Origin of the sequence: Klebsiella sp. CN_Kp104, assembly GCF_040064515.1 — a bacterium.
GTDB lineage: Bacteria > Pseudomonadota > Gammaproteobacteria > Enterobacterales > Enterobacteriaceae > Klebsiella > Klebsiella aerogenes.
The window spans coordinates 271,831-294,728 of the sequence record NZ_JBEAII010000001.1 but is presented as its reverse complement, the minus strand read 5'-3'; the positions used below and the strand labels follow the sequence as shown (position 1 = coordinate 294,728).

The 22,898-nt window shown below is 58.1% G+C and carries 21 protein-coding genes; 6 read left to right on the top strand and 15 right to left on the bottom strand.

Annotated features, from left to right (window positions below; genetic code table 11):
- Positions 1–83: 83 nt before the first annotated feature.
- The 3 genes from flgA (at position 84) to flgN (ending at position 1,558) form a co-directional block, all read left to right on the top strand.
- A complete protein-coding gene (gene flgA, locus ABLU80_RS01340; protein ID WP_230250375.1) occupies positions 84–734 on the top strand; it encodes a flagellar basal body P-ring formation chaperone FlgA in 651 nt (216 codons plus the stop codon).
- Between the two features lie 63 nt (positions 735–797).
- Entirely contained in the window at positions 798–1,121 is a 324-nt protein-coding gene (gene flgM / locus ABLU80_RS01335; protein WP_015367332.1) for a flagellar biosynthesis anti-sigma factor FlgM, read from the top strand.
- A gap of 2 nt (positions 1,122–1,123) precedes the next feature.
- Positions 1,124–1,558, top strand: coding sequence for a flagellar export chaperone FlgN (gene flgN, locus ABLU80_RS01330; RefSeq protein ID WP_032711327.1), 435 nt, complete (start codon positions 1,124–1,126; stop codon positions 1,556–1,558).
- 542 nt (positions 1,559–2,100) lie between these two features.
- On the opposite strand, the gene ABLU80_RS01325 is transcribed toward flgN, so the two are convergent.
- From ABLU80_RS01325 to flhD, 15 genes are all read right to left on the bottom strand, one after another.
- Positions 2,101–2,505 (bottom strand): flagellar protein FlhE, encoded by a 405-nt coding sequence (locus ABLU80_RS01325; RefSeq protein WP_032707703.1) that lies wholly within the window; start codon positions 2,503–2,505, stop codon positions 2,101–2,103.
- Complete coding sequence (flhA, locus tag ABLU80_RS01320) at positions 2,505–4,583, bottom strand: flagellar biosynthesis protein FlhA (RefSeq protein ID WP_020079225.1); 2,079 nt, start codon at positions 4,581–4,583, stop codon at positions 2,505–2,507. The genes ABLU80_RS01325 and flhA overlap by 1 nt, the downstream gene beginning before the upstream one ends.
- Positions 4,576–5,727, bottom strand: a complete 1,152-nt coding sequence (gene flhB, locus ABLU80_RS01315; protein ID WP_348849606.1) for a flagellar biosynthesis protein FlhB — start codon at positions 5,725–5,727, stop codon at positions 4,576–4,578. Before flhB ends, flhA begins: the two co-directional genes overlap by 8 nt.
- A gap of 150 nt (positions 5,728–5,877) precedes the next feature.
- The gene (cheZ, locus tag ABLU80_RS01310; RefSeq protein WP_015367337.1) at positions 5,878–6,522 is read right to left on the bottom strand and encodes a protein phosphatase CheZ; all 645 of its coding nucleotides are present in this window, start codon (positions 6,520–6,522) and stop codon (positions 5,878–5,880) included.
- Positions 6,523–6,532: 10 nt separating this feature from the next.
- Positions 6,533–6,922, bottom strand: coding sequence for a chemotaxis response regulator CheY (gene cheY / locus ABLU80_RS01305; RefSeq protein WP_015367338.1), 390 nt, complete (start codon positions 6,920–6,922; stop codon positions 6,533–6,535).
- 71 nt (positions 6,923–6,993) lie between these two features.
- The gene (locus ABLU80_RS01300) at positions 6,994–8,043 is read right to left on the bottom strand and encodes a chemotaxis response regulator protein-glutamate methylesterase (protein WP_015367339.1); all 1,050 of its coding nucleotides are present in this window, start codon (positions 8,041–8,043) and stop codon (positions 6,994–6,996) included.
- Positions 8,043–8,915 carry a protein-glutamate O-methyltransferase CheR gene (gene cheR, locus ABLU80_RS01295; protein WP_015367340.1) on the bottom strand — a complete coding sequence of 291 codons (873 nt, stop codon included), beginning with the start codon at positions 8,913–8,915 and terminating at the stop codon, positions 8,043–8,045. The genes ABLU80_RS01300 and cheR overlap by 1 nt, the downstream gene beginning before the upstream one ends.
- A gap of 28 nt (positions 8,916–8,943) precedes the next feature.
- Positions 8,944–10,554: a methyl-accepting chemotaxis protein gene (locus ABLU80_RS01290; RefSeq protein WP_032714190.1), complete on the bottom strand. Its 1,611-nt coding sequence runs from the start codon at positions 10,552–10,554 to the stop codon at positions 8,944–8,946.
- Between the two features lie 83 nt (positions 10,555–10,637).
- Positions 10,638–12,308, bottom strand: a complete 1,671-nt coding sequence (locus ABLU80_RS01285) for a methyl-accepting chemotaxis protein (protein WP_032711322.1) — start codon at positions 12,306–12,308, stop codon at positions 10,638–10,640.
- Positions 12,309–12,440: 132 nt separating this feature from the next.
- A complete protein-coding gene (gene cheW, locus ABLU80_RS01280; protein ID WP_015367343.1) occupies positions 12,441–12,941 on the bottom strand; it encodes a chemotaxis protein CheW in 501 nt (166 codons plus the stop codon).
- Between the two features lie 33 nt (positions 12,942–12,974).
- On the bottom strand, positions 12,975–14,933 hold the full coding sequence (gene cheA, locus ABLU80_RS01275) for a chemotaxis protein CheA (RefSeq protein WP_348849604.1): 1,959 nt from the start codon (positions 14,931–14,933) through the stop codon (positions 12,975–12,977).
- Positions 14,930–15,853: a flagellar motor protein MotB gene (motB, locus tag ABLU80_RS01270; RefSeq protein ID WP_015367345.1), complete on the bottom strand. Its 924-nt coding sequence runs from the start codon at positions 15,851–15,853 to the stop codon at positions 14,930–14,932. Before motB ends, cheA begins: the two co-directional genes overlap by 4 nt.
- Positions 15,850–16,740, bottom strand: coding sequence for a flagellar motor stator protein MotA (motA, locus tag ABLU80_RS01265; RefSeq protein ID WP_015704927.1), 891 nt, complete (start codon positions 16,738–16,740; stop codon positions 15,850–15,852). Before motA ends, motB begins: the two co-directional genes overlap by 4 nt.
- 141 nt (positions 16,741–16,881) lie before the next feature.
- The gene (gene flhC / locus ABLU80_RS01260; RefSeq protein ID WP_015367347.1) at positions 16,882–17,463 is read right to left on the bottom strand and encodes a flagellar transcriptional regulator FlhC; all 582 of its coding nucleotides are present in this window, start codon (positions 17,461–17,463) and stop codon (positions 16,882–16,884) included.
- 2 nt (positions 17,464–17,465) lie between these two features.
- Positions 17,466–17,816 (bottom strand): flagellar transcriptional regulator FlhD, encoded by a 351-nt coding sequence (gene flhD, locus ABLU80_RS01255; protein ID WP_015367348.1) that lies wholly within the window; start codon positions 17,814–17,816, stop codon positions 17,466–17,468.
- A gap of 1,255 nt (positions 17,817–19,071) precedes the next feature.
- On the opposite strand from flhD, the gene ABLU80_RS01250 reads away from it, so the two are divergent.
- From ABLU80_RS01250 to ABLU80_RS01240, 3 genes are all read left to right on the top strand, one after another.
- Entirely contained in the window at positions 19,072–19,995 is a 924-nt protein-coding gene (locus tag ABLU80_RS01250) for an aminoimidazole riboside kinase (RefSeq protein WP_348849603.1), read from the top strand.
- Between the two features lie 114 nt (positions 19,996–20,109).
- Positions 20,110–21,480, top strand: coding sequence for a sucrose-specific PTS transporter subunit IIBC (locus ABLU80_RS01245; RefSeq protein WP_032714185.1), 1,371 nt, complete (start codon positions 20,110–20,112; stop codon positions 21,478–21,480).
- Positions 21,480–22,880: a sucrose-6-phosphate hydrolase gene (locus tag ABLU80_RS01240; RefSeq protein WP_348849602.1), complete on the top strand. Its 1,401-nt coding sequence runs from the start codon at positions 21,480–21,482 to the stop codon at positions 22,878–22,880. The genes ABLU80_RS01245 and ABLU80_RS01240 overlap by 1 nt, the downstream gene beginning before the upstream one ends.
- The last annotated feature ends 18 nt before the right edge of the window (positions 22,881–22,898 follow it).

The following is a 22,898-nucleotide window of genomic DNA, read 5'->3' as shown; positions in this document are numbered from 1 at the left end:
AAAATGGGCCGCTATTTATCTGTTTAGTCCCTCGGGGCAGCCGTTACACTTAACCCCTTTCCGGGTGGCGTGAGGGGAACGCGATGAAAAGTAAAATCCTGCTGGTCGGCCTGCTGTGCAGCCTGAGCGCCCGCGCCGACACGCTGGCGACGCAAATCGAAAGCTTCATTAAAAGCAAATTCAACGATAATGCCGTGCAGGTGAAAGTGCTGGTGCGCACGCCGCCCGCCCAGTGGCCGCCGTGTGAATTACCGCAGCTGTCGCTGCCGCCCAATGCGCGAATCGGCGGCAATATCAGCGTCTCTGCCCGCTGCGGGCAGGAGCGGCGGTTTATTCAGACCCAGGTGCAGGTATTTGGCCGTTATCTGACGGTGGCGCGCGGTATTAGCGGCGGAACGCCGCTGACCCCGGCGGATGTGGTGCTAAAATCAGGCAGGCTCGATACCCTGCCGCCGCGTACGCTGACCGACAGCAAAAAAGCGCTGGGCGCGGTGACGCTGCGGAATATCAGCCCAGGCCAACCGCTGACGCTGTCTATGCTGCGTCGCGCGTGGGTGATCAAAGCCGGTCAGCCGGTGCAGGTCATGGCCGAGGGGGACGGCTTTAGTATCAGCGGTGCCGGTAAGGCGATGAATAACGCGGCGGCCGAAGATAGCGTGCGCGTGCGCATGGTTTCCGGCAAAATCGTCAGCGGTATCGCCGGGGAGGATGGATCCATCCGTATTACGTTATAAAAAAGTAAAGGTTTGCCAGCACCTGCCGATAACCCCATTAGAAACCCATTTTGGAGATGGACCATGAGTATCGATCGCACCCAGCGGTTACAGCCGGTTTCCACGGTGCAGCCGCGTGAAACCCCGGCCGACAACCCGCTTCAGCCGCGTAAGGCCGCCGCGGCGGAAACCGCCGTTAGCGCCACCAAAGTGAAACTGAGCGATGCGCAGGCGCGGCTGATGCAGCCCGGCACCCAGGATATTGATATGAACCGGGTCGAGGCTATCAAACAGGCGATTCGTAGCGGCGAACTGAAAATGGACGCGGGCAAAATCGCCGACGCCCTGCTGCAGGATGCGCACAACGATATCCAGCGCCTTGCCGGTAGCAAAACAGATAAGGCCTGATGATGGACAGATTACGCACTCTGCTGGATAAACTGGCGGAAACCCTGCGGGCGCTGGATGACGTGCTGGCGCAAGAGCAACAATTGCTGTGTGCGGATGAACTGCCCGGCGTGGCGCTGCAGCGCGTCACCGATAGCAAGAGTCAACTGCTGGCGACGGTGGCCTGGCTTGAACAACAGCGCCCGGCGCTGGAAGCCAACCTTGCGCTACGCGCGCCTTACCCGGGCCATGAAAGCTTCGGCGAACGCTGGCGGCAGATCCAGCAGTTAAGCCAGAGCCTGCGTGAAAAGAATCAGCATAACGGCCTGTTGCTCAATCAACAGATCGCCCATAACCAGCAGGCGCTGGCAATTCTTAGCAAGAATAATAAATCGCTGTACGGGCCGGACGGTCAGTCGCGCGCCGCCAGTCTGCTGGGCCGTAAAATCGGCGTCTGACACCCTTTCTCTGTATTTCCCCCATGGCGACGGTTATCCGTAGCGCCGTTTTTTGTCAGGTGGCGCTACGCTTACCTGACCTACGCCGGCATGTGATCTGTAGGCCCGCGCAAGCGCAGCGCCGCCGGGCAATAACCGCGGGTAACGAGCCATTTTCGCGCCGGATGGCGGCTGCGCCTTATCCGGCCTACGGTCCGTGCTATTGTGAGCTTAAGATCTCTATCTTGTCCCCATGGCTACTGAAACTGCCGGTGTTGGTGGCCTCAAAATCGCTGAGACGTTCCCGGAAGGCCGGGGCAGCCCGCATGGATGCGGGCTGAGGGCCGTGTTTTGCACGGACGCTGCCTCGGCCCGACCCGAAGCCTGCCGGGATAAGTCGAAGGTACCACGAAGTGGCGATTTTGGCGGCCAGAGCCCGGGGGTACAGGGGGCGGCGGCGATTGGCCGCCCCCTGTGCGCTCCCTGCGCCAGGAGAGACATAACGCGGAAGACATTTCGGGAGCGCAATGTGCTCTGTATTAATACAAAACTTTCCCCCGCGACTACTGATAATTAACGATAACCTGATTGGCAATCGCCCGCAGCGGCGGGTTTAACGGCCCGCGGGTCTGTACGGAGTAGACAAAACGCAGCGGCCCATCTGCCGCCTCGCCTGCCAACGCGTGGCTGGTGCCGCTGGCGCTGGTCAGCGGAATACAGCGATTCAGGCTACATAAATGTACCTGCAGCCCCGCCGGCTCCGCTGACAGCAGACGATAGCGCCAGCTAACGGTCTCGATGCGCGCATTGCCGCCAGGCAGCGTATTGGGCGGCAGCAGCGCGGCGGAAGAATCACTCATCCCGCCCTGTTCAAGGGTGACGCCGGGCCCTTCGGCAATCCATGAGCCCGATGCCGCGCCGGCGGTAACCGGCAATAAAAGGCAAAATAAAGGAAGATAGCGCGTCATCAGGCCGCTCCAATGGTTGAGGTCATACGAATCTGGCGATCGTCGTTGATCTCCAGGTTGGAAAGCACCGCCATCTGCGGCAGGCTACGGCGCAGGAAGCGCGCCAGCAGCGGGCGCAGCGCGTGGTTAACCAACAGCACCGGCGGCGCGCTGAGCATCTCCTGGCGCTGCAGCGCCTGCCGCGCCTGCTCCAGCAGGCGGTCGGCAAGCCCCGGTTCGAGACCGCCGCCGCCCTGCAGCGCCTGCAGCAGCAGTCGTTCCAGTTGGGTATCCAGGCCGATAACCTGAATTTCGCCATTGCCAGGGAACCACTGCTGGGCAATCGCCCGCCCCAGCGCCACGCGCACGACGGTGGTCAGCTCGTAAGGATCGCTTTGCGTCGGCGCATGTTCCGCCAGCGTCTCGATAATGGTACGCATATCGCGGATCGATACCCGCTCGGCCAGCAGATTCTGCAACACCTTATGCAGCGTGGTCAGCGATACCACGCCCGGTACGAAATCTTCGGTCAGCTTCGGCATCTCCTGCGACACACGGTCGAGTAGCTGCTGCGTCTCCTGGCGGCCAAACAGCTCGCTGGCGAACTGGCCGATGAGGTGGTTGAGATGGGTCGCCACCACCGTACTGGCCTCCACCACCGTATAGCCCTGAATTTGCGCCTGCTCGCGCAACGCGCTATCAATCCACACCGCCTCCAGACCGAAGGCCGGATCGATAGTTTTATCCCCCGCCAGCTCGCCGATGGCGTTGCCGGGGTTGATCGCCAGCCAGCGCCCAGGCTGCGCTTCGCCGCTGCCAATTTCCACGCCTTTCATCAGAATGCGGTAGCGGGCGGGCGCCAGTTCGAGGTTATCGCGGATATGCACCACCGGCGGCAGATAGCCCATCTCCTGGGCGAATTTCTTGCGGATCCCGCGGATACGCCCCAACAGCTCGCCATTTTGCTGAAAATCGACCATCGGAATCAGCCGGTAACCCACTTCCATGCCCAGCGGATCTTCCAACTGGACATCGGCCCAGCTGGCTTCCGCGGCCTGGGTATTCTCCTGCACGATGGGTTCGTCGGCGGCTTTCGGCGCCTGTTTTTCGCGCCCGCGCAGCCACCAGGCCAGCCCGAGCAACGCGGCGGTAAACAGCAGGAAAACCAGGTTCGGCATCCCCGGCACCAGCCCCAGCAGCCCAAGTACCGCGGCACACAGCAGCATGACCTTCGGGTTATTGAATAGCTGGCCGACCATCTGTTCGCCGACATCCTGATCGGTCGCCACCCGGGTCACGATGACCCCGGCGGCGGTAGAGATCACCAGCGCCGGGATTTGCGCCACCAGCCCGTCGCCGATGGTCAGCAAGGTGTAGCTTTCCGCCGCCGCCCCCAGCTCCATACCGTGCTGCACCACGCCGACCAGCAGTCCGCCGACCACGTTAATCACCATAATCATTAGCCCGGCGATGGCATCGCCGCGAACAAACTTGCTGGCGCCGTCCATCGAACCGTAGAAGTCGGCTTCCTGCGTGACTTCCGCGCGGCGTTTTTTCGCCTCTTCTTCGCCGATAAGCCCGGCGTTCATGTCGGCATCGATCGCCATTTGCTTACCCGGCATGCCGTCGAGCACGAAACGCGCCCCCACTTCGGCGATACGCCCGGCGCCTTTGGTGATAACCATGAAGTTGATCAGCACGAGGATAATAAACACCACGATACCGATGGCGAAATTACCGCCGACCAGGAAGTGACCGAAAGCCTCCACGACCCGCCCCGCGGCGGCGGCCCCGGTGTGCCCTTCCATCAAAATGATGCGCGTCGAGGCCACGTTGAGCGACAGGCGCAGCAGCGTCGAGAACAGCAGAATGGTCGGAAACGCGGCGAAGTCCAGCGTGCGCTGGGTAAACATCGCCACCAGCAGCACCATGATCGACAACGCGATATTGAAAGTAAAAAGCAGGTCGAGGATAAACGCCGGCAGCGGCAGCACCATCATCGACAAAATCAGCAGGATCAGGATCGGGCCGGCCAGAACCTGCCATTGCGTATCTTTAACATTCCCCGGCAAACGCAGCAGGGAGGCCAAATTAGCCATCAGAGTCACTCTCTTTTGCAAAATCCAGTGCTTCCGGCACCGGTAAACGTTGAGGTTTTTTCGGGATCAGGCCGCCCTCGCGCCGCCAGCGGCGCAGCTGATAAACCCAGGCCAGCACTTCGGCGACCGCGGCATAGAGGGTGGCGGGAATATGCTGGCCAATCTCGCTATGGCGATAGAGCGCGCGGGCCAGCGGCGGCGCTTCGAGCATCGGAATACGGTGTTGCGCTCCCAGTTCACGAATGCGCAGCGCAATCTCCCCCGCCCCTTTAGCCAGCACCTTCGGCGCGCTCATTTTTTTATCGTTGTACTGTAGGGCGACGGCATAGTGGGTCGGGTTAGTGACTATCACGTCCGCTTTCGGCACATCGGCCATCATCCGCCGCTGGGCAATCGCCCGCTGCTGTTGACGGATCCGCCCTTTAACATGCGGGTCGCCTTCCTGATCTTTGAATTCGTCGCGGATATCCTGTTTGGTCATCTTCAGCTTTTTGAAGTGGCTCCACAGCTGATAAAAAACGTCAAACGCCACCATCGGCGTCAATCCGAGCACCACCAGAAATCCGCAATAGAGGATCATCTGCAGCGCATTGGCCAACGCGTCGAGCGGCTGTTGGGTCATCAGATGCAGCATCGCCGCCCAGTTGTGCCACAGGTACAGCCCGGTTACCCAACCGACCAGCGTGGCTTTGAGGATCCCTTTTAACAGCTCCGCCAGCACCTGGGTGGAGAACATGCGTTTCAGACCGGAAAGCGGATTCAGCCGTTTAAGATCGAATTTGAGCGAATTGGTGCTGAATAAAATGCCGCCAAGCAGCATCGGCGCGGCCAGCGCCACCAGCACCAGCCCGGCCATTACCGGCAGCAATGCCAGCACCGCCTGACGCAGCAGCATTCCCAGCTGGCGCAGCATTTGTTTGTCATTGCTGACCATCCCGTGGTCAAAGTGCAGGCCCTGCGTCAGCATCTCCGCCAGTTGGCGAGTGATATTGCTGCCGGACATCAGGATAATGGCGAGCCCGGCCACCAGCATGAGTACCGAGGTCAGCTCGCGCGAGCGCGGGATCTGGCCCTCTTCACGCGCCTTCTCCAACCGATGGGCGGTGGGGGCCTCGCTTTTTTCCAGATCGCTGTCTTCCGCCAAGCCTGCAGTTCCTGTGTCGGGAGGGTAAAGAATGGCGGTCAGCATGCCAAAAAAATAGCGAAGTCATTGGCGGAACAACGGCGAAAAAGAGGGGTTATTTCATGGATGAGGGAAAGGCGGCAGGGGCGCAGCGACTGCGCCCCGTCATATTCAGAAACCGAGACTATCGAGCAGATCGTCAACCTGCGCCTGGTTGGCGATGACGCCGACGCCGTTCTGGTCAAGCTGCGGGCCGTTGAGCAGGCTATCGTTGGCCCGTTTCTCTTTCACCGGCGGTTCCGGCATGTTTTCCATCAGCACCATCAGCAGCTGCTTTTCAATTTCCTGCACCACGTCCATCATGCGCTTGATAACCTGACCGGTCAGGTCCTGGAAATCCTGCGCCATCATGATTTCCATCAGTTGGGCGTTGGTAAAGGAAGTATGGCCCGGCACCTGATCCAGATACTCACGGGTGTCGGTCACCAGCGCGCGCGCGTCGTCCAGTTCGATCGGGTTAGCGAACCACTCATCCCAGCGCGATTTTAGCGCGCTGGCGCCGGACTCCAGTTCGGCCTGGCGCGGCTGCGCCGCCTCCACGCAGCTCAACGCCCGTTCCGCCGCCTGCGCCGTCATGGTGACAACGTAATCAAGACGGTCGCGGGCATCCGGGATCGCCTCGGCCGCCTGGGCAATTGCCTGATCGAGCCCCAGCTCGCGCATGCTGTCGCGCAGCATACGGGTGAGCTGGCCGATACGGGAGATTATCTCTCCCGCGGTCGCTGCATCGCTGGCAGGCATTGGAATCTCTCTCATCGCCCTCTCCTTACATGCCCAATTTTTCAAAAATCTTGTTGAGCTTTTCTTCCAGCGTCGCCGCCGTAAAAGGTTTCACCACATAACCGCTGGCGCCTGCCTGCGCGGCGGCAATAATATTTTCTTTTTTCGCTTCCGCCGTCACCATCAATACCGGCATCGCCGCCAGCGCGGCATCGGCACGAATGGTCTGCAGCAGCTCCAGGCCGTCAACGTTAGGCATGTTCCAGTCGGAGACCACGAAATCAAAGCTGCTGGCCCGCAGCTTATTTAGCGCGTCCGCGCCATCTTCCGCCTCTTCGACATTGTTGAAGCCGAGCTCTTTAAGCAAATTTCTGATGATACGACGCATGGTGGAAAAGTCGTCGACGACCAGAAAACGGAGATTCTTATCTGCCATTACTACCCCTGAACAGTGTCATTTTTAACTCACTTCACACCACGCCGCCGGGACTTCCCGGCGGCGTGAATTTAAATTCGCAGCGCCTGGCCGCCGGCGATCTGCGCCAGCATGCGTTGGCTCATGCGCTCCAGTTCAACCACTTCGTTGACCCCACCGCTGGCGATGGCCTCGCGCGGCATGCCGAACACCACGCAGCTCGCCTCACTCTGCGCCAGGGTATAGGCCCCGGCGCGATGCATCTCCAGCATCCCCTGCGCGCCGTCGTTGCCCATGCCGGTGAGGATCACCCCCACCGCATTGCGCCCGGCGTGGCGGGCCACCGAACGAAACAGCACATCCACCGAGGGACGATGGCGATTTACCGCCGGGCCGTCGTGCAACTTGACCTGATAGTTAGCGCCGCTACGCGCCAGTTCCAGATGGCGATCCCCAGGCGCAATATAGGCATGTCCCGGGAGCACGCGTTCGCCCTCTTCCGCCTCTTTCACCGTGATCTGGCACAGCTTATTCAACCGTTCGGCAAACGAGCGGGTAAATCCCGGCGGCATATGCTGGGTGATCAGCAGCGCCGGACTGGTGGCCGGCAACGGTTGTAGCACCTGACGAATCGCTTCGGTGCCGCCGGTGGAAGCACCAATGGCGATCAGCTTCTCGCTGCTCAGCAGCGGTCCGTGGCTTAAAATGGCCGGCGGCTGGTCATTGGCGCGCTGCGGCAGCCGCGCCCGTGCGGCGGTGCGGATCTTTTCGCCTATCAGTTCGCTGTAGGCCAGCATGCCTTCGCGGATCCCGAGCTGCGGTTTGGTGACGAAATCCACCGCCCCCAGCTCCAGCGCGCGCAGGGTAATTTCCGAACCTTTACCGGTCAGCGATGAAACCATCACCACCGGCATCGGCCGCAGGCGCATCAGCTTTTCGAGGAAATCGAGGCCGTCCATGCGCGGCATTTCGACGTCCAGCGTCAGCACCTGTGGGTTAAATTTTTTGATCAGATCCCGTGCGACCAGCGGGTCCGGGGCCACCGCCACCATCTCCATATCGGCGTGGCCATTGACGATCTCGGTCATCAACTGGCGCATCAGGGCCGAATCATCAACACATAACACTCTGATTTTACTCATCACTTCTCCTTGGTCAGCCCATATACGGTCTGTCCACGCAGGTAGAAATCCCGGCTGATCTGGCTGAAATTCTCGGAGTGACCGGCAAACAGCAGCCCCCCCGGTTTAAGCAAGGGGACAAAGCGGCGCAGGATGCGCTCCTGCGTCGGTTTATCGAAATAGATCATCACGTTGCGGCAAAAAATCGCGTCGAACGGCCCCGGCAGCGCCCACTCCGCCGCCAGCAGATTCAGCGGCTGGAAGTTGACCCGCGCCGCCAGCTCCTGACGCACGCGCACCAGCCCCTGATGCGGCCCGGTGCCGCGCAGAAAATAACGCTGCATCTGGATTGGCGTCAGAGTGCGCAGATCTTCATGGCGATAAATCCCCGCTTCCGCTTTCTCCAGCACCTGGGTGTCAATATCGCTGGCCCAGACCTGGCAACTGCCCGCACGTTCCCCGAGCGCATCACCGAGCGTAATGGCGATGGAATAAGGTTCTTCGCCGGTCGAGGCGGCGGTGCTCCACACGCTATAGTTCCCGGGACGCGAGCGCGCATGCTCCGCCAGAATCGGAAAGTGGTGCGCCTCGCGAAAAAAGGCCGTCAGGTTGGTGGTCAGCGCATTGATAAACGCCTGCCACTCGGCGCTGTGCGGGTCGCTTTCCAGCAGCGCCAGGTAGTCGCCGAAATCATGAATGCCCAGCAGACGCAAACGGCGCACCAGCCGGTTGTACACCATCTCGCGCTTATGCGCCGCCAGCACGATCCCGGCACGCTGATAGATAAGCTGGCTGATGCGGCGAAAATGCGCGTCGGAGAGCGGCAGACGCTGAGCCATCTGCGCCAGCGCCGATCCGCTTTCACGCGCCGCGGTTGATGTCGTCTGCTTCATGCCGACTCACCGGCAAAATACGAGCGGTTTATGCGGTTTGACAATCCAGGGTCTCCTTTACCGTGGATGAGGTTTCCGGCGCGACGAAGTTGTCGTCCGCCAGACGGAATACCGCCACTGCATCAGCGAGGGTAATCGCCTGCTCTTCCAGCGCAGCGGCGGCGGAAGCCGATTCCACCACCAGGGCGGCGTTCTGTTGCGTCACCTGATCCATCTGGGTAACCGCCTGCGTCACCTGCTCGATGCCGCGGCTCTGCTCATCGGAGGCGGAGGCGATTTCGCCCATGATGTCGGTCACCCGGGTGACCGAGCGCACGATGTCCTGCATGGTGGCGCCGGAATTTTCCACCAGCACCGAGCCGTGTTTGACGCGGCTAACGGATTCGTCGATCAGTAGCTTAATTTCTTTTGCCGCCTGGGCGCTGCGGCTGGCCAGGTTGCGTACTTCACCGGCCACCACCGCAAAGCCGCGCCCCTGCTCACCGGCGCGCGCCGCCTCCACCGCCGCGTTAAGCGCCAGAATATTGGTCTGGAAGGCGATGCCGTCGATGACGCTGGTAATCGCGCCGATTTTTTGCGAACTGTTGGCGATGTCGTGCATCGTGGTGACCACATCATCCGCCAGCTCGCCGCCTTTGGCGGCGGTGGAGGAGGCATCACGCGCCAGCTGCGATGCCTGGCGGGCGTTATCGGCATTCTGTTTTACCGTCGCCGTTAGCTGCTCCATACTGGCGGCGGTCTCTTCCAGCGAAGCCGCCTGTTGTTCGGTGCGCGAGGAGAGATCGTTGTTGCCTTCTGAAATCTCCTGCAGGCCGATAAGAATCGACTCCGCACCGTCGCGCACCGCGCCGACGGTACCAATCAGCGACTGTTGCATGCGCTGCAGGCTGGCAAATAGCTGGCTGATTTCGTTACGCCCATAGACCTCAATCGGTGCGGAAAGATCGCCGCTGGCGATACGCTCGAAATGGCCGCGAATAATATTCAGCGGCTGCACCAGCATGGTTCGCAGCCACCACATCGCGCTGAGGGTGACCACCAGCAGCATCAGCACCGCCCCGGCAACCAACCAGATTGACCAGCCGTAGGCCTGCTGGCTGGAGGCACTGGCTTCATCGGTCGTCGCCTTCGCCAGCTGCAGATATTGCACAAAGTCGGCCTCGAAGCGGTCCTGTATTTTCTGCGTCGGCTGGTCCATAAAGGCCTGCAGGTTGCGATTTTCGAGGAACACGATCAGTTCGCGCAGCGCGCCGCGTAGCTTCTCGTAGCTATCGCGCGTGGCATCGGCCAACTGCTGTTCCTGCTCATCCGCGCGAGGCGTGTCGAGGAACTGGTTAAAATAGAGATCGGCTTTTTGCAGCGAGCTGCGGGCGCCGCCCATCAGCGCATCCACCTGCTCCTGCGGCACCTTCAGCGCCGCGCGGGTACCGGCGCGGTTAAGGGTATTTCGCGCCTGTAGCAGCGATACCCAGCTTAGGCTAAGCGCATCGCGCTGCTGGCTACTGACGGTAATACGTTCAAGATTGTGGTTGTCGGCGCGTAGCGCGACGTAAGAGAGCCCGGTGCTGATCAGTTGCATGATGCAAAAGGAGATCAGCAGCAGGAAAAGACTGGTAGAGATACGGATTCGGTTAAACATAGCAATCTCCTTGGTAGCCGGTCTCGGCCGGCTTACAACGCAAGAGAGGCCGCCGCGTGTAGGGATGCGGCGGCCGGTACCCGTTAGAACGTCTCCCAGTTATCCTGGTAGTCGCTGGCGCTGGTTTTTTTATGCGTAGCGATGGCGGCAGGCGCGGTTTTATTGCTGGCCGGCGCTTTATACTCTTCCTGCCCTTCCGACTTCAGGCGGAAGACGGCAACCGACTGCGTCAGCAGGCTGGCCTGCTCTTCCAGCGCGGCGGCGGCCGAGGCCGACTCCTCCACCAGCGAGGCGTTCTGCTGGGTGACGCGATCCATTTCCGCTACCGCCTGGCCGACCTGGTCGATACCGCGGCTCTGTTCATCGGAAGCAGAGGCGATTTCGCCCATGATGTCGGTCACACGGGTGACCGCATTGACGATATCGCCCATGGTGTCGCCGGCGCTTTCCACCAGTACCGAGCCCATATCCACGCGGTTGACCGAGTCCTCGATCAGCGCTTTGATCTCTTTGGCCGCCTGGGCGCTGCGCTGCGCCAGGTTGCGGACTTCACCCGCCACAACCGCGAAGCCGCGACCTTGTTCACCCGCCCGCGCCGCTTCTACCGCGGCGTTAAGCGCCAGGATGTTAGTCTGGAAGGCGATACCATCGATAACGCCGGTGATATCGGCAATTTTCTGCGAGCTGCTGGCGATGTCGTGCATGGTTTCCACCACGTTAGCCACCACTTTGCCGCCCTTCTGCGCGGTTTCGGAGGCGCTCAGCGCCAGCTGGCTGGCCTGACGCGCGTTTTCGGCGTTCTGTTTCACCGTCGCTGTCAGCTGTTCCATACTGGCGGCGGTCTCTTCCAGCGATGCCGCCTGCTGTTCGGTGCGCGAAGAAAGATCGTTATTCCCGGCGGCGATTTCCGATGCGCCGCTATAGATGGCATCCGCCCCCTGACGCACGCCGCTTACCGTTTCGATAAGCTCGTTCTGCATGTGCTTGAGGCTGGCGGCCAGTACGCCGATTTCATTACGGCTGGTCACCGGAATAGGCTGGGTCAGGTCGCCGGACGCGATCCGTTTGATGTGTTCAATCATGCGGTTCAGCGGGCGCACCAGGATATGGTGGATACCCATCCACACGCCGACGATCGCCGCCAGCACCACGATGATGACCACAATTAAGGTCCAGATCGCCGAGCTATAAGAGCTGTTGCTAGCGTCAACGGCGATTTGATACAGCTTGCCGTTTTGTTGCAGATAGGCGTTATAGGTCTGCTCGAAATCGTCCTGGTATTTTTGCGTCGGCTGGTCGAAGAAGGCGTTGATTTTACCCTCGCCCAGCAGTTGGATCAGCTCCGACAGCGCGCCGTACAGGATGCCATACTGCTGCTTAAGCTTTTCCGTCGCCTGAGGATCCTGACGCGGGTCCTGCGGGATTTTTTCATAGGCGGTGTAGTTGCGCTCGGCGCGCGCCAGCTCTTCTTTCGCTTTCGCCAGCAGCTCGTCGATAGTCGCGCCGCTGCCGATTTTGTTGGTATCCATCATGTAGCGGATCCCTGCGCGGTTCAGGGAGTTACGCGCCTGCAGCAGATCGACCCGACTTTCACTCAGCAGCAACTGCTGCTGACGGATGGTTTGCAGGACGGTAAAGTTCTCTTTATCGCTTTTCAGCGACGAAAAAAACAGACCGCCTGAAATCAGCTGCAATGCGCCAAATAGCACCAGCACTAATAAGAGACTGGTGACGACCTTAATACGATTAAACATGTTTCCCCTTCCTGGAAGCCTGAACGGTCAGGCTTTACGTATGTGACTGAAAGGGTTATCGGCGTACGAGAGGGGAACTTTATGCCAGGCGGGGACTATTTTTACCGGGCGCGACCGGGCGCGCCCCTTTGCTTAGTGGCTTTTGGCGACGTTATCGACCAGCGCCATCTCTTCGCTGCTGAGCAGCTTTTCGATATCGACGAGAATCAACATACGCTCGCCGAGCGCGCCAAGACCGGTGAGATACTCGGTCGCCAGCGTTACCGCGAATTCCGGCGCCGGGCGGATCTGTTCGGCGGTGAGAGACAACACGTCGGAGACGCCGTCGACCACAATCCCCACCACCCGCTGGCCGAAGTTAAGCACGATAACCACCGTGTTTTCATCATAAGAGACGCCCTGCTGGGCGAATTTTACCCGCAGGTCGATAATCGGCACGATCACCCCGCGCAGATTGGTGACGCCTTTGATGAAATCCGGGGTGTTGGCGATACGCGTCACCTGGTCATAGCCGCGGATCTCCTGCACTTTCAGAATATCGATGCCGTATTCTTCGTTGCCGAGGGTAAAAATTAAAAACTCCTGACCTACCGTTTCGCCAGCCAATTTGCTGACGGTTGCTAATCCTGCCATGGTCTGCACCTGTTAATTTGATGAGATGAGTCGTTATGCGGCCGCTGCGCTCAGCAGCTTTTCCCGATTGAGCATTTGCAGCGCCGACACGTCGACGATCAGCGCCACGCTGCCGTCGCCGAGGATCGTCGCCGCGGAAATTCCCGGCACTTTGCGGTAATTGCTTTCCAGGTTTTTCACCACCACCTGGTGCTGGCCGATCAGCTGATCCACCAGCAGCGCATAGCGGCGGCCGGCGCTTTGCAGAATCACCACGATGCCCTGAGTGGCCTCGGTTTTCGCCCCGGCGACATCAAACACCCGGTAGAGCTCCACCAGCGGTAGATACTCGCCGCGGACCTGCAGCATCCGCTCGCCGCCGGCCATCGGATGCAGGTCTTCGGCCTGCGGTTGCAGCGATTCCATGACCGCGTTGAGCGGCAGAATAAAGACCTCTTCATTGACCTTGACCGACATGCCGTCGAGGATAGCGAGCGTCAGCGGCAGCAAAATACGAATCGAGGTCCCTTTGCCCGCGCGGGAATGGATTTCAACGTGCCCGCCCATCTCCTGGATGTTCCGTTTCACGACGTCCATGCCGACGCCGCGGCCAGAGACGTCGGTCACCTGTTCCGCGGTCGAAAAGCCCGGCGCAAAAATGAGCATTCCGACCTCTTCATCACTCATGCTGTCGCTGACCGCCAGCCCCTGCGCCGCCGCTTTGGCGAGAATTTTTTCGCGATTGAGCCCGGCGCCGTCATCGATCACTTCGATGCAGATATTGCCGCCCTGATGTTCAGCGGACAGAATGAGATTGCCCACCTCAGACTTACCTGCCGCCAGACGGGTTTGCGGATCTTCAATACCGTGGTCGAGGCTATTACGCACCAGGTGGGTCAACGGGTCGATAATGCGCTCGATCAGGCTCTTATCAAGTTCGGTGGAACTGCCCTGCAGCGTCAGTTCCACCTGCTTATTGAGCTTGCCGGCCAGGTCGCGCACTAGCCGCGGGTAGCGGCTGAATACATATTCCATCGGCATCATGCGAATCGACATCACCGATTCCTGCAGGTCGCGAGCGTTACGTTCCAGCTGGCTCATGCTGTTGAGCAGATCGCCATGCGTCACCGGATCCAGGTTACCTGAGCGCTGCGCCAGCATGGACTGGGTGATCACCAGTTCGCCGACGAGGTTAATCAACTGGTCAACTTTCTCTACCGCCACGCGAATACTGGTCGATTCGCTGGCCTTCGCTCTCGGCGCTTTCGGCGCCTCGACGACAGCAGGCTGCGGTTGGGCGACCGGCGGCGGCACAACTTCGGTCATTGGCAATGGTTTAGCGGCAGTGGTTGGCGGCGTGGTAAAGCTGATCTGTTCCGGCTCAAGAACGAAACAGAGCACCGCGCAAATATCTTCTTCGCTGGCGGTGGTCAGCAGGGTCACCTCAAGGCTATTGTCAGTTTGCTGCGGATCCTGAACCTCGCCGAGGTTGCCAAGCTCTTCCAGCATCAGCGGAATTTCATTGGCTTTAAGCCCGGTTAAGCTCACGCGCATACCGCCGGCGATGGCCGTCGGCGCAGGCTGGGCCACGACGGGCGCAGCGGCAGGCGCGTCCTGCTGCTGCGCTTCCAGCGCCAGCTGCCGCAGCGCCTGGCAGATATAGTCAAAGCTCTCAGCGTCAGGCTGCTGCGAGGTTTTATAGGCGTCCAGTTGCTCCTGCATAATATCTTTGGTTTCCAGAAACAGATTGATAATTTCGGTGCTCAAGCGCATCTCCTCGCGCCGGGCGCCGTCGAGCAGGTTCTCCAGCAGATGGGTGGTTTCCTGCAATACGGAAAAGCCAAACGTCGCCGCGCCGCCTTTGATCGAGTGCGCCGCGCGAAAAATAGCGTTTAGCGGTTCGATATCGGGGGCCTGCGGATCCAGCTCCAGCAGGTGTTGCTCCATGTCTGCCAGCAGCTCGTCTGCTTCATCAAAAAAAGTCTGATAAAAAGCGCTAATATCCATGCTCATGGGGTCACCTCTGGGTGTGAATCGCGGTTAACCGGCGCGGGCGCGACCAGCTTTGGCAGCGTATCCGGCTGGCTAATCTCCAGCGCATTGCTTTCGCCATTTTCATGTTCGATGCTCTGCTGGGTCTCTTTGTTAAGCACCAGTACGGTAATGCGGCGGTTGATGGCATCATCAGCGCCGTGCTGTTTCAGGCTCATGGTCGCCGCCATACCAACCACCCGCAGCACTTTCCCTTCCGCCAGCCCGCCAGCGATCAGTTCGCGGCGCGAGGCGTTGGCGCGATCCGCCGACAGTTCCCAGTTGCTGTAACCGCGTTCGCCGCTGGCGTAGGGGATGTCATCGGTATGCCCGGCGAGGCTTATCTTGTTCGGCAAATCATTGAGGATTGGCGCAATCGCTCGCAGGATATCGCGCATATAGCTTTCAACCTGAGCGCTACCGGTTTTAAACATCGGCCGATTCTGGCTATCGATAATCTGAATGCGCAGTCCTTCGTCCATCATGTTGATCAGCAGATGCGGACGTAGCGCCTTCAGGCGCGGGTCTGACTCAATCAACTGATCGAGCTTGTCACGCAGTTTGTTTAGCCGTAGCTCTTCGGCACGTTTATCCGCGGTATTGATCTGCTTGCTGACTAACCCGACTTCACGGGTTGGGTCTTCGCCGCCGCCGGGGATCGGGCTGCTTTCCGAGCTGCTTTTATCGCCGCTGGTGAGGGCGACTTTCAGCGGCGTACGGAAATATTCGGCTATTTGCGTCAGCTCCTGCGGGCTGGCGATCGCCAGCAGCCACATCACAAGGAAGAAGGCCATCATCGCCGTCATAAAATCGGCATAGGCAATCTTCCACGAACCGCCGTGATGGGCGGGCTGGTGCGATTTGCGCTTTCTGACCAGAACCACCGGGTGATTATGCTTCATGCTTCTTCACTTTCCGTCGCCTGCGCGGCGGGCGCTTTCACCTGGCGTACGTGCTCTTCAAGCTCGACAAACGACGGGCGCTCGGTGGTATACAGCGTTTTGCGGCCAAATTCGACGGCGATTTGCGGCGCGTAGCCGTTGAGGCTGGAGAGCAACGTCACCTTGATGCACTGCATCATCTTGACGGTCTCGGCGCTTTTTTGCCGCAGCAGCGTGGATAGTGGCGAGATAAATCCATAGGCCAGCAGAATGCCGAGGAAAGTCCCCACCATCGCGTTGGCGATGAGCGCCCCGAGTTCCGCCGCCGGGCGGTCCGCCGAGGCCAGCGCGTGCACAACGCCCATTACCGCCGCGACAATACCAAATGCCGGCAGAGAGTCGCCGACCATCGCCAGGCTGCCGGCGGGCACTTCGCTCTCCTGTTCGAAGGTTTCGATCTCTTCGTCCATCAGCGCTTCAATTTCAAAAGCATTCATGTTGCCGCTCACCATCAGGCGTAAATAATCGGTTATGAACTCCACCAGATGGTTATCGGCAAGGATGCGCGGATAATTAGCGAAAATTTCACTTTCCTGAGGATTGTCGATATCGAACTCAAGCGACAGCATCCCCTGTTGACGGGATTTTGCGAGCAGCAGGAACAGCAGCGCCATCAGATCCATATACAGCGCCTTACTGTATTTGGAGCGACGTACCATTTTGGGCAAGGCCCGCAGCGTGGATTTGATGGCCTTTCCGTTGTTGCCGACGATAAACGCGCCGATGCCGGCGCCGCCGATAATCAGGAATTCCGCCGGCTGGTACAGCGCACCAAGGTGGCCGCCCACCAGTAAATAGCCGCCAAATACCGCTCCCAGGACCACGAGATAACCCAATATCACTAGCACACGCATACCTCAAATTAACAATGTGGATGGCGGGCGAGGCAAACGCGCCTTGGCGTAAACCAGGCGGGGAATGGGGGGCGGCATACCGCCCCTGCGTATTACACGTCGAAATGGATTGCCGTAAGTCGTCGGAACGACGGCTTACATGACGCGTTTAGCCTGCTCGTCCAGCAGTTGAGAGGTTATATCGGCCAGTTGCGGAGAAAGTTTACGTCTTTTTACGGCGCGTGAAGGCGGTTGGCATAACGTGCAGACGAAATCGTGCTGCGGATGGTGCGCGTGGGTGATAAATGAGCCGCCGCAGTTGTTGCAGGCAGAGAGCTGCAGCATACCGCTATCAACAAAGCGCACCAGCGTCCAGGCTCGGGTCAACGCCAGTAGCGGCGCTTCGCCCGCTTCTTGCGGACACTGTTCGAGGTACAGGCGATAGGCTTTGATCACCGCTTCTACTCCACTGCATTTGCCGCTCTTCAGCAGGAACAAATAGGCGTTGTAGAACATCGACGAATGAATATTCTGCTCCCAGGTCATAAACCAATCGGTCGAGAACGGCAGCATCCCTTTCGGCGGCGGGCTGCCGCGCAGCTCTTTGTAAAGTTTAATTAAGCGCCCGCGGCTGAGCTGAGTTTCACTCTCCAGCATCTGCAGACGCGCGCCGAGGGAAATCAGCTCCATGGCGAGCTGAATATCCTTCGCTTCCTGAACAATACTTTTCTCAGCCATTATCAAACACTTTTCTTCGCTGCAGCGCCTTCTTTGGCGCGGAGCTCTTGCAGCAGGTGACTGGAAAGCAGGATACCGGTATGGATCTGCTGGAGGTCATCAACGCGCGACTCTTTGGTCAATTGCTCGATAGTCTGATGGTCGCTGAAGCGCAGATTGCACACCAGCTGATTAGTTTCAGCCAGTTTCACCATCTGCGGTAACGTCAGTTGCGCCAGGGTATCAACCATGGTTTCGTCAATTCCCAGACGAAACATTGCGGATACTTTTTCATCGTTGATCAGCCGCTGTGCTAAAAATAAATACGACAGGTTGAAGTCATAAATATGCTTAAGTAATTCGGAGGTACCCATAATCCCTATCCCGATAAGCCATGTTAGAAAACATACACGGGGCGTGATACTTAATCGCCCGTGACCTCAGTTATTTCCCCAAGACGGCAATTAAAACGCTCACTCGCGATAGCTAAAAATTCAGCTAATCGTCAAACTCACCCCACTGTTAATAGTTTGTTACAGGTGCAAACTGGAGTGGAGGATGTAAAGAATTTGCTTCGAGAGAGTTGAATTGCCATGAAACTATTTTTAGAAATTCTATAAGAATATTCTTAAGGCGGCGCAACTCTACTCCCGAATCATTAGCACACACAATTAAGTATGGGGAAATTTTGAATATAATGAGACATCGATCACAAAAACAAAAAATAATACCGGTAACAACGCCTCATTTCGATCACTTTATAACCAACATTCGATCATTTAACGATCACAAGTAAATGAATTACCTTAAAAAAAGTGTTATAAACCATTGCAATTAGTTTTATTTGGCACATTTAGAACAAAAAAATAACATTATAAAAATTGAAGAATAAAAATCTGAACGAGCGTTAAATTCAACGTAAATCATTAGTTTTTACGATAAAAAATAACCATGGTGTAATACAAGGATATTAGATCTAATACCCTGATAGCACCTACGGAAAACGTATAAAAATCGAACAGCAACAGTCTGAGGCTGCCTGTTTTTTCGGCTCAACGAATTGTACAAGATGCGCGCAACTTACCCTCAGTCGGGACGCCTGGCGCTATTTTTCCGCGCCTGTTTGTGGCTCAACTTCGCCAGATACGGATAAATTTTTTATAACATTTACCGCCTGGTGCATTACCCCAAATGGGTATTTTTTCCCGAGTTTCTTTTCTAACATTCCTTTAACGAAACGAGCTTATTACCACGTTAAAATAATAAAAAATGAGAAGTAATTAATGGTCTCACCCTCTCCCGTAAACCATCATGAATATATTTTTAAACCACCCAACAACGGCGAATGAATATTAATAAATAGGTATATGAGGATTTTTTCTCCGACAATAAGCCCCTATCGTCCTGGCGCCCCCCCCTCCCCCTATTATTGGTAGGGAAAAATGACACGTTCATTTGCAAAGCTGTAGTAAAGAAAAAATAGCTAGCACGAAAGGTGCAATATCTCGACTGGATCACATTTCATCGTTGCCGTTCGCATTTTCATCACTTCCTCGTTCCGTTGGATTTTCGGTTATGTTTAAATTAGCTAAACCGGTTTAATAAAGTTTAGCTAAAAGGAATATCAGTATGACCAGTAAAGTATGGGTACTCGGGGATGCGGTCGTCGATCTGCTGCCTGAGGGCGATGGTCGTTTATTACAGTGCCCGGGCGGCGCACCGGCTAACGTCGCGGTCGGCGTCGCGCGGCTTGGCGGCAATAGCGGGTTTATTGGTCGGGTCGGCGACGACCCTTTTGGCCATTTTATGCGTCAGACGCTGTGCCAGGAGAACGTGGATATCAGCCATCTTTCTTTAGATCCCGCACAACGTACCTCAACCGTCGTGGTAGCGCTGGATGAACACGGCGAACGCACCTTTACCTTTATGGTCCGTCCAAGCGCCGATCTTTTTTTACAACCAGACGATCTCCCGCCATTTGAGGCCGGCCAGTGGTTGCACGTCTGCTCTATCGCTCTCAGCGCCGAGCCCAGCCGGAGCAGCGCTTTCGCGGCGATGGAAAAGATTAAACATACCGGCGGCAGCGTCAGCTTCGACCCTAATATCCGCAGCGATCTGTGGCAGGATCCCCAGTTGTTACGGCGTTGTCTCGACCGGGCGCTGGCATTGGCTGACGTGGTGAAACTGTCGGAAGAGGAGTTGGCCTTTATCAGCGGTAGCGACGATATTGCCCGCGGTATTGCGCGGTTCCGCGAGCGCTTTCAGCCAAAACTGCTGTTAATCACGCAAGGAAAAGCCGGGGTGCAGGCGCTGTTCCAGCAACAGCATATTCACTTCCCGGCCCGTTCGGTGGTCAGCGTTGATACCACCGGAGCCGGCGATGCCTTTGTTGCCGGGCTACTCGCCAGTCTCGCCGCTCACGGCTTCCCTGAAGATGTCGCCGCGCTGGAGCCGATCGTCGCGCTGGCGCAAACCTGCGGCGCGCTGGCGACCACCGCCAAAGGCGCGATGACCGCCTTACCGTACCAGGCCGATGTGAACCGCCAGTATTAACGATGAAAGCAGGCAAAATAATTAAAACGTTTTAGCAAAATTAGCAAAGCGGCCATTAGGGGCATTCCAGGCCCCCAATAGCCCATGATGATGACAGACTTTGTAGAGGGTACTATGGATTTTCAACAGATTTCTCGCGCTCTGCTGCCGCTGCTCGGCGGCAAAGAAAATATCGCCAGCGCCGCGCACTGCGCCACCCGCTTGCGTCTGGTACTGGTCGATGACGCGCTCGCCGACCAGCAGGCCATCGGTAAAGTTGAGGGGGTAAAAGGCTGCTTTCGCAACGCCGGTCAGATGCAAATCATCTTCGGTACCGGCGTGGTCAATAAAGTGTATGCCGCTTTTATTCAGGCTGCCGGTATTAGCGAGTCGAGCAAATCCGAAGCCGCAGATTTGGCGGCGAAAAAACTGAATCCGTTCCAGCGTATCGCCCGCCTGCTGTCGAACATCTTTGTGCCCATTATCCCGGCTATCGTCGCCTCCGGCCTGCTGATGGGACTGCTGGGGATGGTGAAAACCTACGGCTGGGTCGATCCGGGCAACGCCATCTACCTGATCCTCGATATGTGTAGTTCGGCCGCTTTTATTATCCTGCCAATCCTGATCGGGTTTACCGCCGCGCGTGAATTCGGCGGTAACCCTTATCTTGGCGCAACCCTCGGCGGTATTCTTACCCACCCGGCGCTGACCAACGCCTGGGGAGTGGCTTCGGGATTCCATACCATGAATTTCTTCGGCCTCGAGGTGGCGATGATCGGTTATCAGGGGACGGTATTCCCGGTGCTACTGGCGGTGTGGTTTATGAGCCTGCTTGAGAAGCAACTGCGACGCCTGATTCCCGACGCGCTGGATCTGATCCTCACGCCGTTCCTGACGGTTATTATCTCCGGTTTTATCGCCCTGCTGATAATCGGCCCGGCCGGTCGTGCCCTCGGCGACGGCATCTCCTTTATTCTCAGCACGCTTATTGCTCATGCTGGTTGGCTGGCAGGGCTGCTATTCGGTGGACTGTATTCGGTGATCGTCATCACCGGTATCCACCACAGCTTCCATGCCATCGAAGCCGGGCTGCTCGGTAACCCGTCGATCGGCGTCAATTTCCTGCTGCCTATCTGGGCGATGGCTAATATTGCCCAGGGCGGCGCCTGTCTGGCGGTGTGGTTTAAAACCAAAGATGCGAAAGTGAAAGCCATTGCCCTCCCGTCCGCCTTTTCGGCGATGCTGGGCATCACCGAAGCGGCGATATTCGGCATCAACCTGCGCTACGTTAAGCCCTTTATCGCCGCGTTGATTGGCGGCGCGGCAGGCGGCGCCTGGGTCGTCTCCATGCACGTCTATATGACCGCCGTCGGCCTGACCGCCATCCCCGGAATGGCTATCGTGCAGGCCAGTTCCCTGCTTAACTACCTCATCGGGCTGGCTATCGCATTTGTGGTCGCCTTTATCGTTTCGCTGACGCTCAAATACAAAACGGATGCAGAATAATGTCGCAGCCTTCTTTGTTACCGTTGGTCCTGCAGGCCGTCATGAACCACCAGCCGCACGCGCTGCGGGATAAGCACTATCCGCAGTGGCATCTGGCGCCGGTATGCGGGCTACTGAACGATCCGAACGGTTTTATCCACTTCAATGGTCGTTATCATCTGTTTTATCAGTGGAATCCCCTCGCCTGCGATCACCGCTATAAGGGCTGGGGACACTGGAGTTCTCCGGATCTGCTGCACTGGCGGCACGAACCGATTGCCCTGCTGCCAGAGGAGGAGTACGACCGTAACGGTTGTTACTCCGGCAGCGCGGTAGATAACAACGGCATCCTGACGCTGTGCTACACCGGTAATGTGAAATTTAACGATGGCAGCCGTACCGCCTGGCAGTGTCTGGCGACGCAAAATCCCGACGGCACTTTTCGCAAACAGGGCCCGGTGCTGGCGCTGCCAGCAGGCTATAGCGGCCACGTGCGCGATCCCAAAGTCTGGCGCGATGGCGATCGCTGGTTGATGGTGCTGGGCGCGCGCGATCTGGCCGACCGCGGCAAGGTACTGCTATTCAGCTCCGCTGATTTGATGCAGTGGAGTAGCCATGGCGAAATTGCCGGTAGCGGACTTAACGGCTTGAAAGACGCCGGCTATATGTGGGAATGCCCGGATCTGTTCCCGCTCGGCGATCGGTATATTTTACTGAGCTGCCCGCAGGGATTGCCGCGTGAGGCACAGCGCTTCCTGAACACCTATCCGGCAGTCTGGATGCAGGGCCATTTCGATCAAACCGCCGCCACCTGGCGCCATGGCGCGGTCGAAGAGCTGGATAGCGGCTTCGAATTCTATGCGCCGCAAACCACCCTGGCGGAGGATGGTCGCCGTCTGCTGGTTGGCTGGATGGGGGTTCCCGACGGAGAAGAGATGCAGCAACCTACGCGGGCCCACGGCTGGATCCATCAGATGACCTGCCTGCGGGAACTCAGCTGGCGCCACGGCACGCTGTATCAAAATCCCGTGCGCGAACTGGCGGCGCTTCGCGGCGAGGCGCAAGGCTGGCAGACCAAACCGCTGGCGCTGCAGCCGATGGAACTCGCCTTCGAGGTTGCGCCAGACGATGCGCTGACGCTGGATTTCGCGGGCGCGCTGCAGCTTTCGCTGGACAGCCGCGGCGTACGCCTGGCCCGACGAAGCCTGGTGGCCGATACAGTCGATTACCGTTACTGGCGCGGCGCGGCGCGTAAACTGCAGATCCTCATCGACCGTTCCAGCGTCGAAATCTTTATTAACGATGGCGTGGGGGTGATGAGCAGCCGCTTCTTTGCGGATTATCCTGGAAAACTGGTATTCAGCGGTGCGACGCCGAGGGCATTCTGCTGCTGGCCGCTGCGGCCATGCATGGTAGAATAAGCGTTTTACTTTCAGGCG

Coding starts and splice junctions, on each gene's coding strand:
- flgA (WP_230250375.1), top strand. CDS start 84: ATGAAAAGTAAAATCCTGCTGGTCGGCCTGCTGTGCAGCCTGAGCGCC.
- flgM (WP_015367332.1), top strand. CDS start 798: ATGAGTATCGATCGCACCCAGCGGTTACAGCCGGTTTCCACGGTGCAG.
- flgN (WP_032711327.1), top strand. CDS start 1,124: ATGGACAGATTACGCACTCTGCTGGATAAACTGGCGGAAACCCTGCGG.
- ABLU80_RS01325 (WP_032707703.1), bottom strand. CDS start 2,505: ATGACGCGCTATCTTCCTTTATTTTGCCTTTTATTGCCGGTTACCGCC.
- flhA (WP_020079225.1), bottom strand. CDS start 4,583: ATGGCTAATTTGGCCTCCCTGCTGCGTTTGCCGGGGAATGTTAAAGAT.
- cheZ (WP_015367337.1), bottom strand. CDS start 6,522: ATGAGAGAGATTCCAATGCCTGCCAGCGATGCAGCGACCGCGGGAGAG.
- cheY (WP_015367338.1), bottom strand. CDS start 6,922: ATGGCAGATAAGAATCTCCGTTTTCTGGTCGTCGACGACTTTTCCACC.
- ABLU80_RS01300 (WP_015367339.1), bottom strand. CDS start 8,043: ATGAGTAAAATCAGAGTGTTATGTGTTGATGATTCGGCCCTGATGCGC.
- cheR (WP_015367340.1), bottom strand. CDS start 8,915: ATGAAGCAGACGACATCAACCGCGGCGCGTGAAAGCGGATCGGCGCTG.
- ABLU80_RS01290 (WP_032714190.1), bottom strand. CDS start 10,554: ATGTTTAACCGAATCCGTATCTCTACCAGTCTTTTCCTGCTGCTGATC.
- ABLU80_RS01285 (WP_032711322.1), bottom strand. CDS start 12,308: ATGTTTAATCGTATTAAGGTCGTCACCAGTCTCTTATTAGTGCTGGTG.
- cheW (WP_015367343.1), bottom strand. CDS start 12,941: ATGGCAGGATTAGCAACCGTCAGCAAATTGGCTGGCGAAACGGTAGGT.
- cheA (WP_348849604.1), bottom strand. CDS start 14,933: ATGAGCATGGATATTAGCGCTTTTTATCAGACTTTTTTTGATGAAGCA.
- motB (WP_015367345.1), bottom strand. CDS start 15,853: ATGAAGCATAATCACCCGGTGGTTCTGGTCAGAAAGCGCAAATCGCAC.
- flhC (WP_015367347.1), bottom strand. CDS start 17,463: ATGGCTGAGAAAAGTATTGTTCAGGAAGCGAAGGATATTCAGCTCGCC.
- flhD (WP_015367348.1), bottom strand. CDS start 17,816: ATGGGTACCTCCGAATTACTTAAGCATATTTATGACTTCAACCTGTCG.
- ABLU80_RS01250 (WP_348849603.1), top strand. CDS start 19,072: ATGACCAGTAAAGTATGGGTACTCGGGGATGCGGTCGTCGATCTGCTG.
- ABLU80_RS01245 (WP_032714185.1), top strand. CDS start 20,110: ATGGATTTTCAACAGATTTCTCGCGCTCTGCTGCCGCTGCTCGGCGGC.
- ABLU80_RS01240 (WP_348849602.1), top strand. CDS start 21,480: ATGTCGCAGCCTTCTTTGTTACCGTTGGTCCTGCAGGCCGTCATGAAC.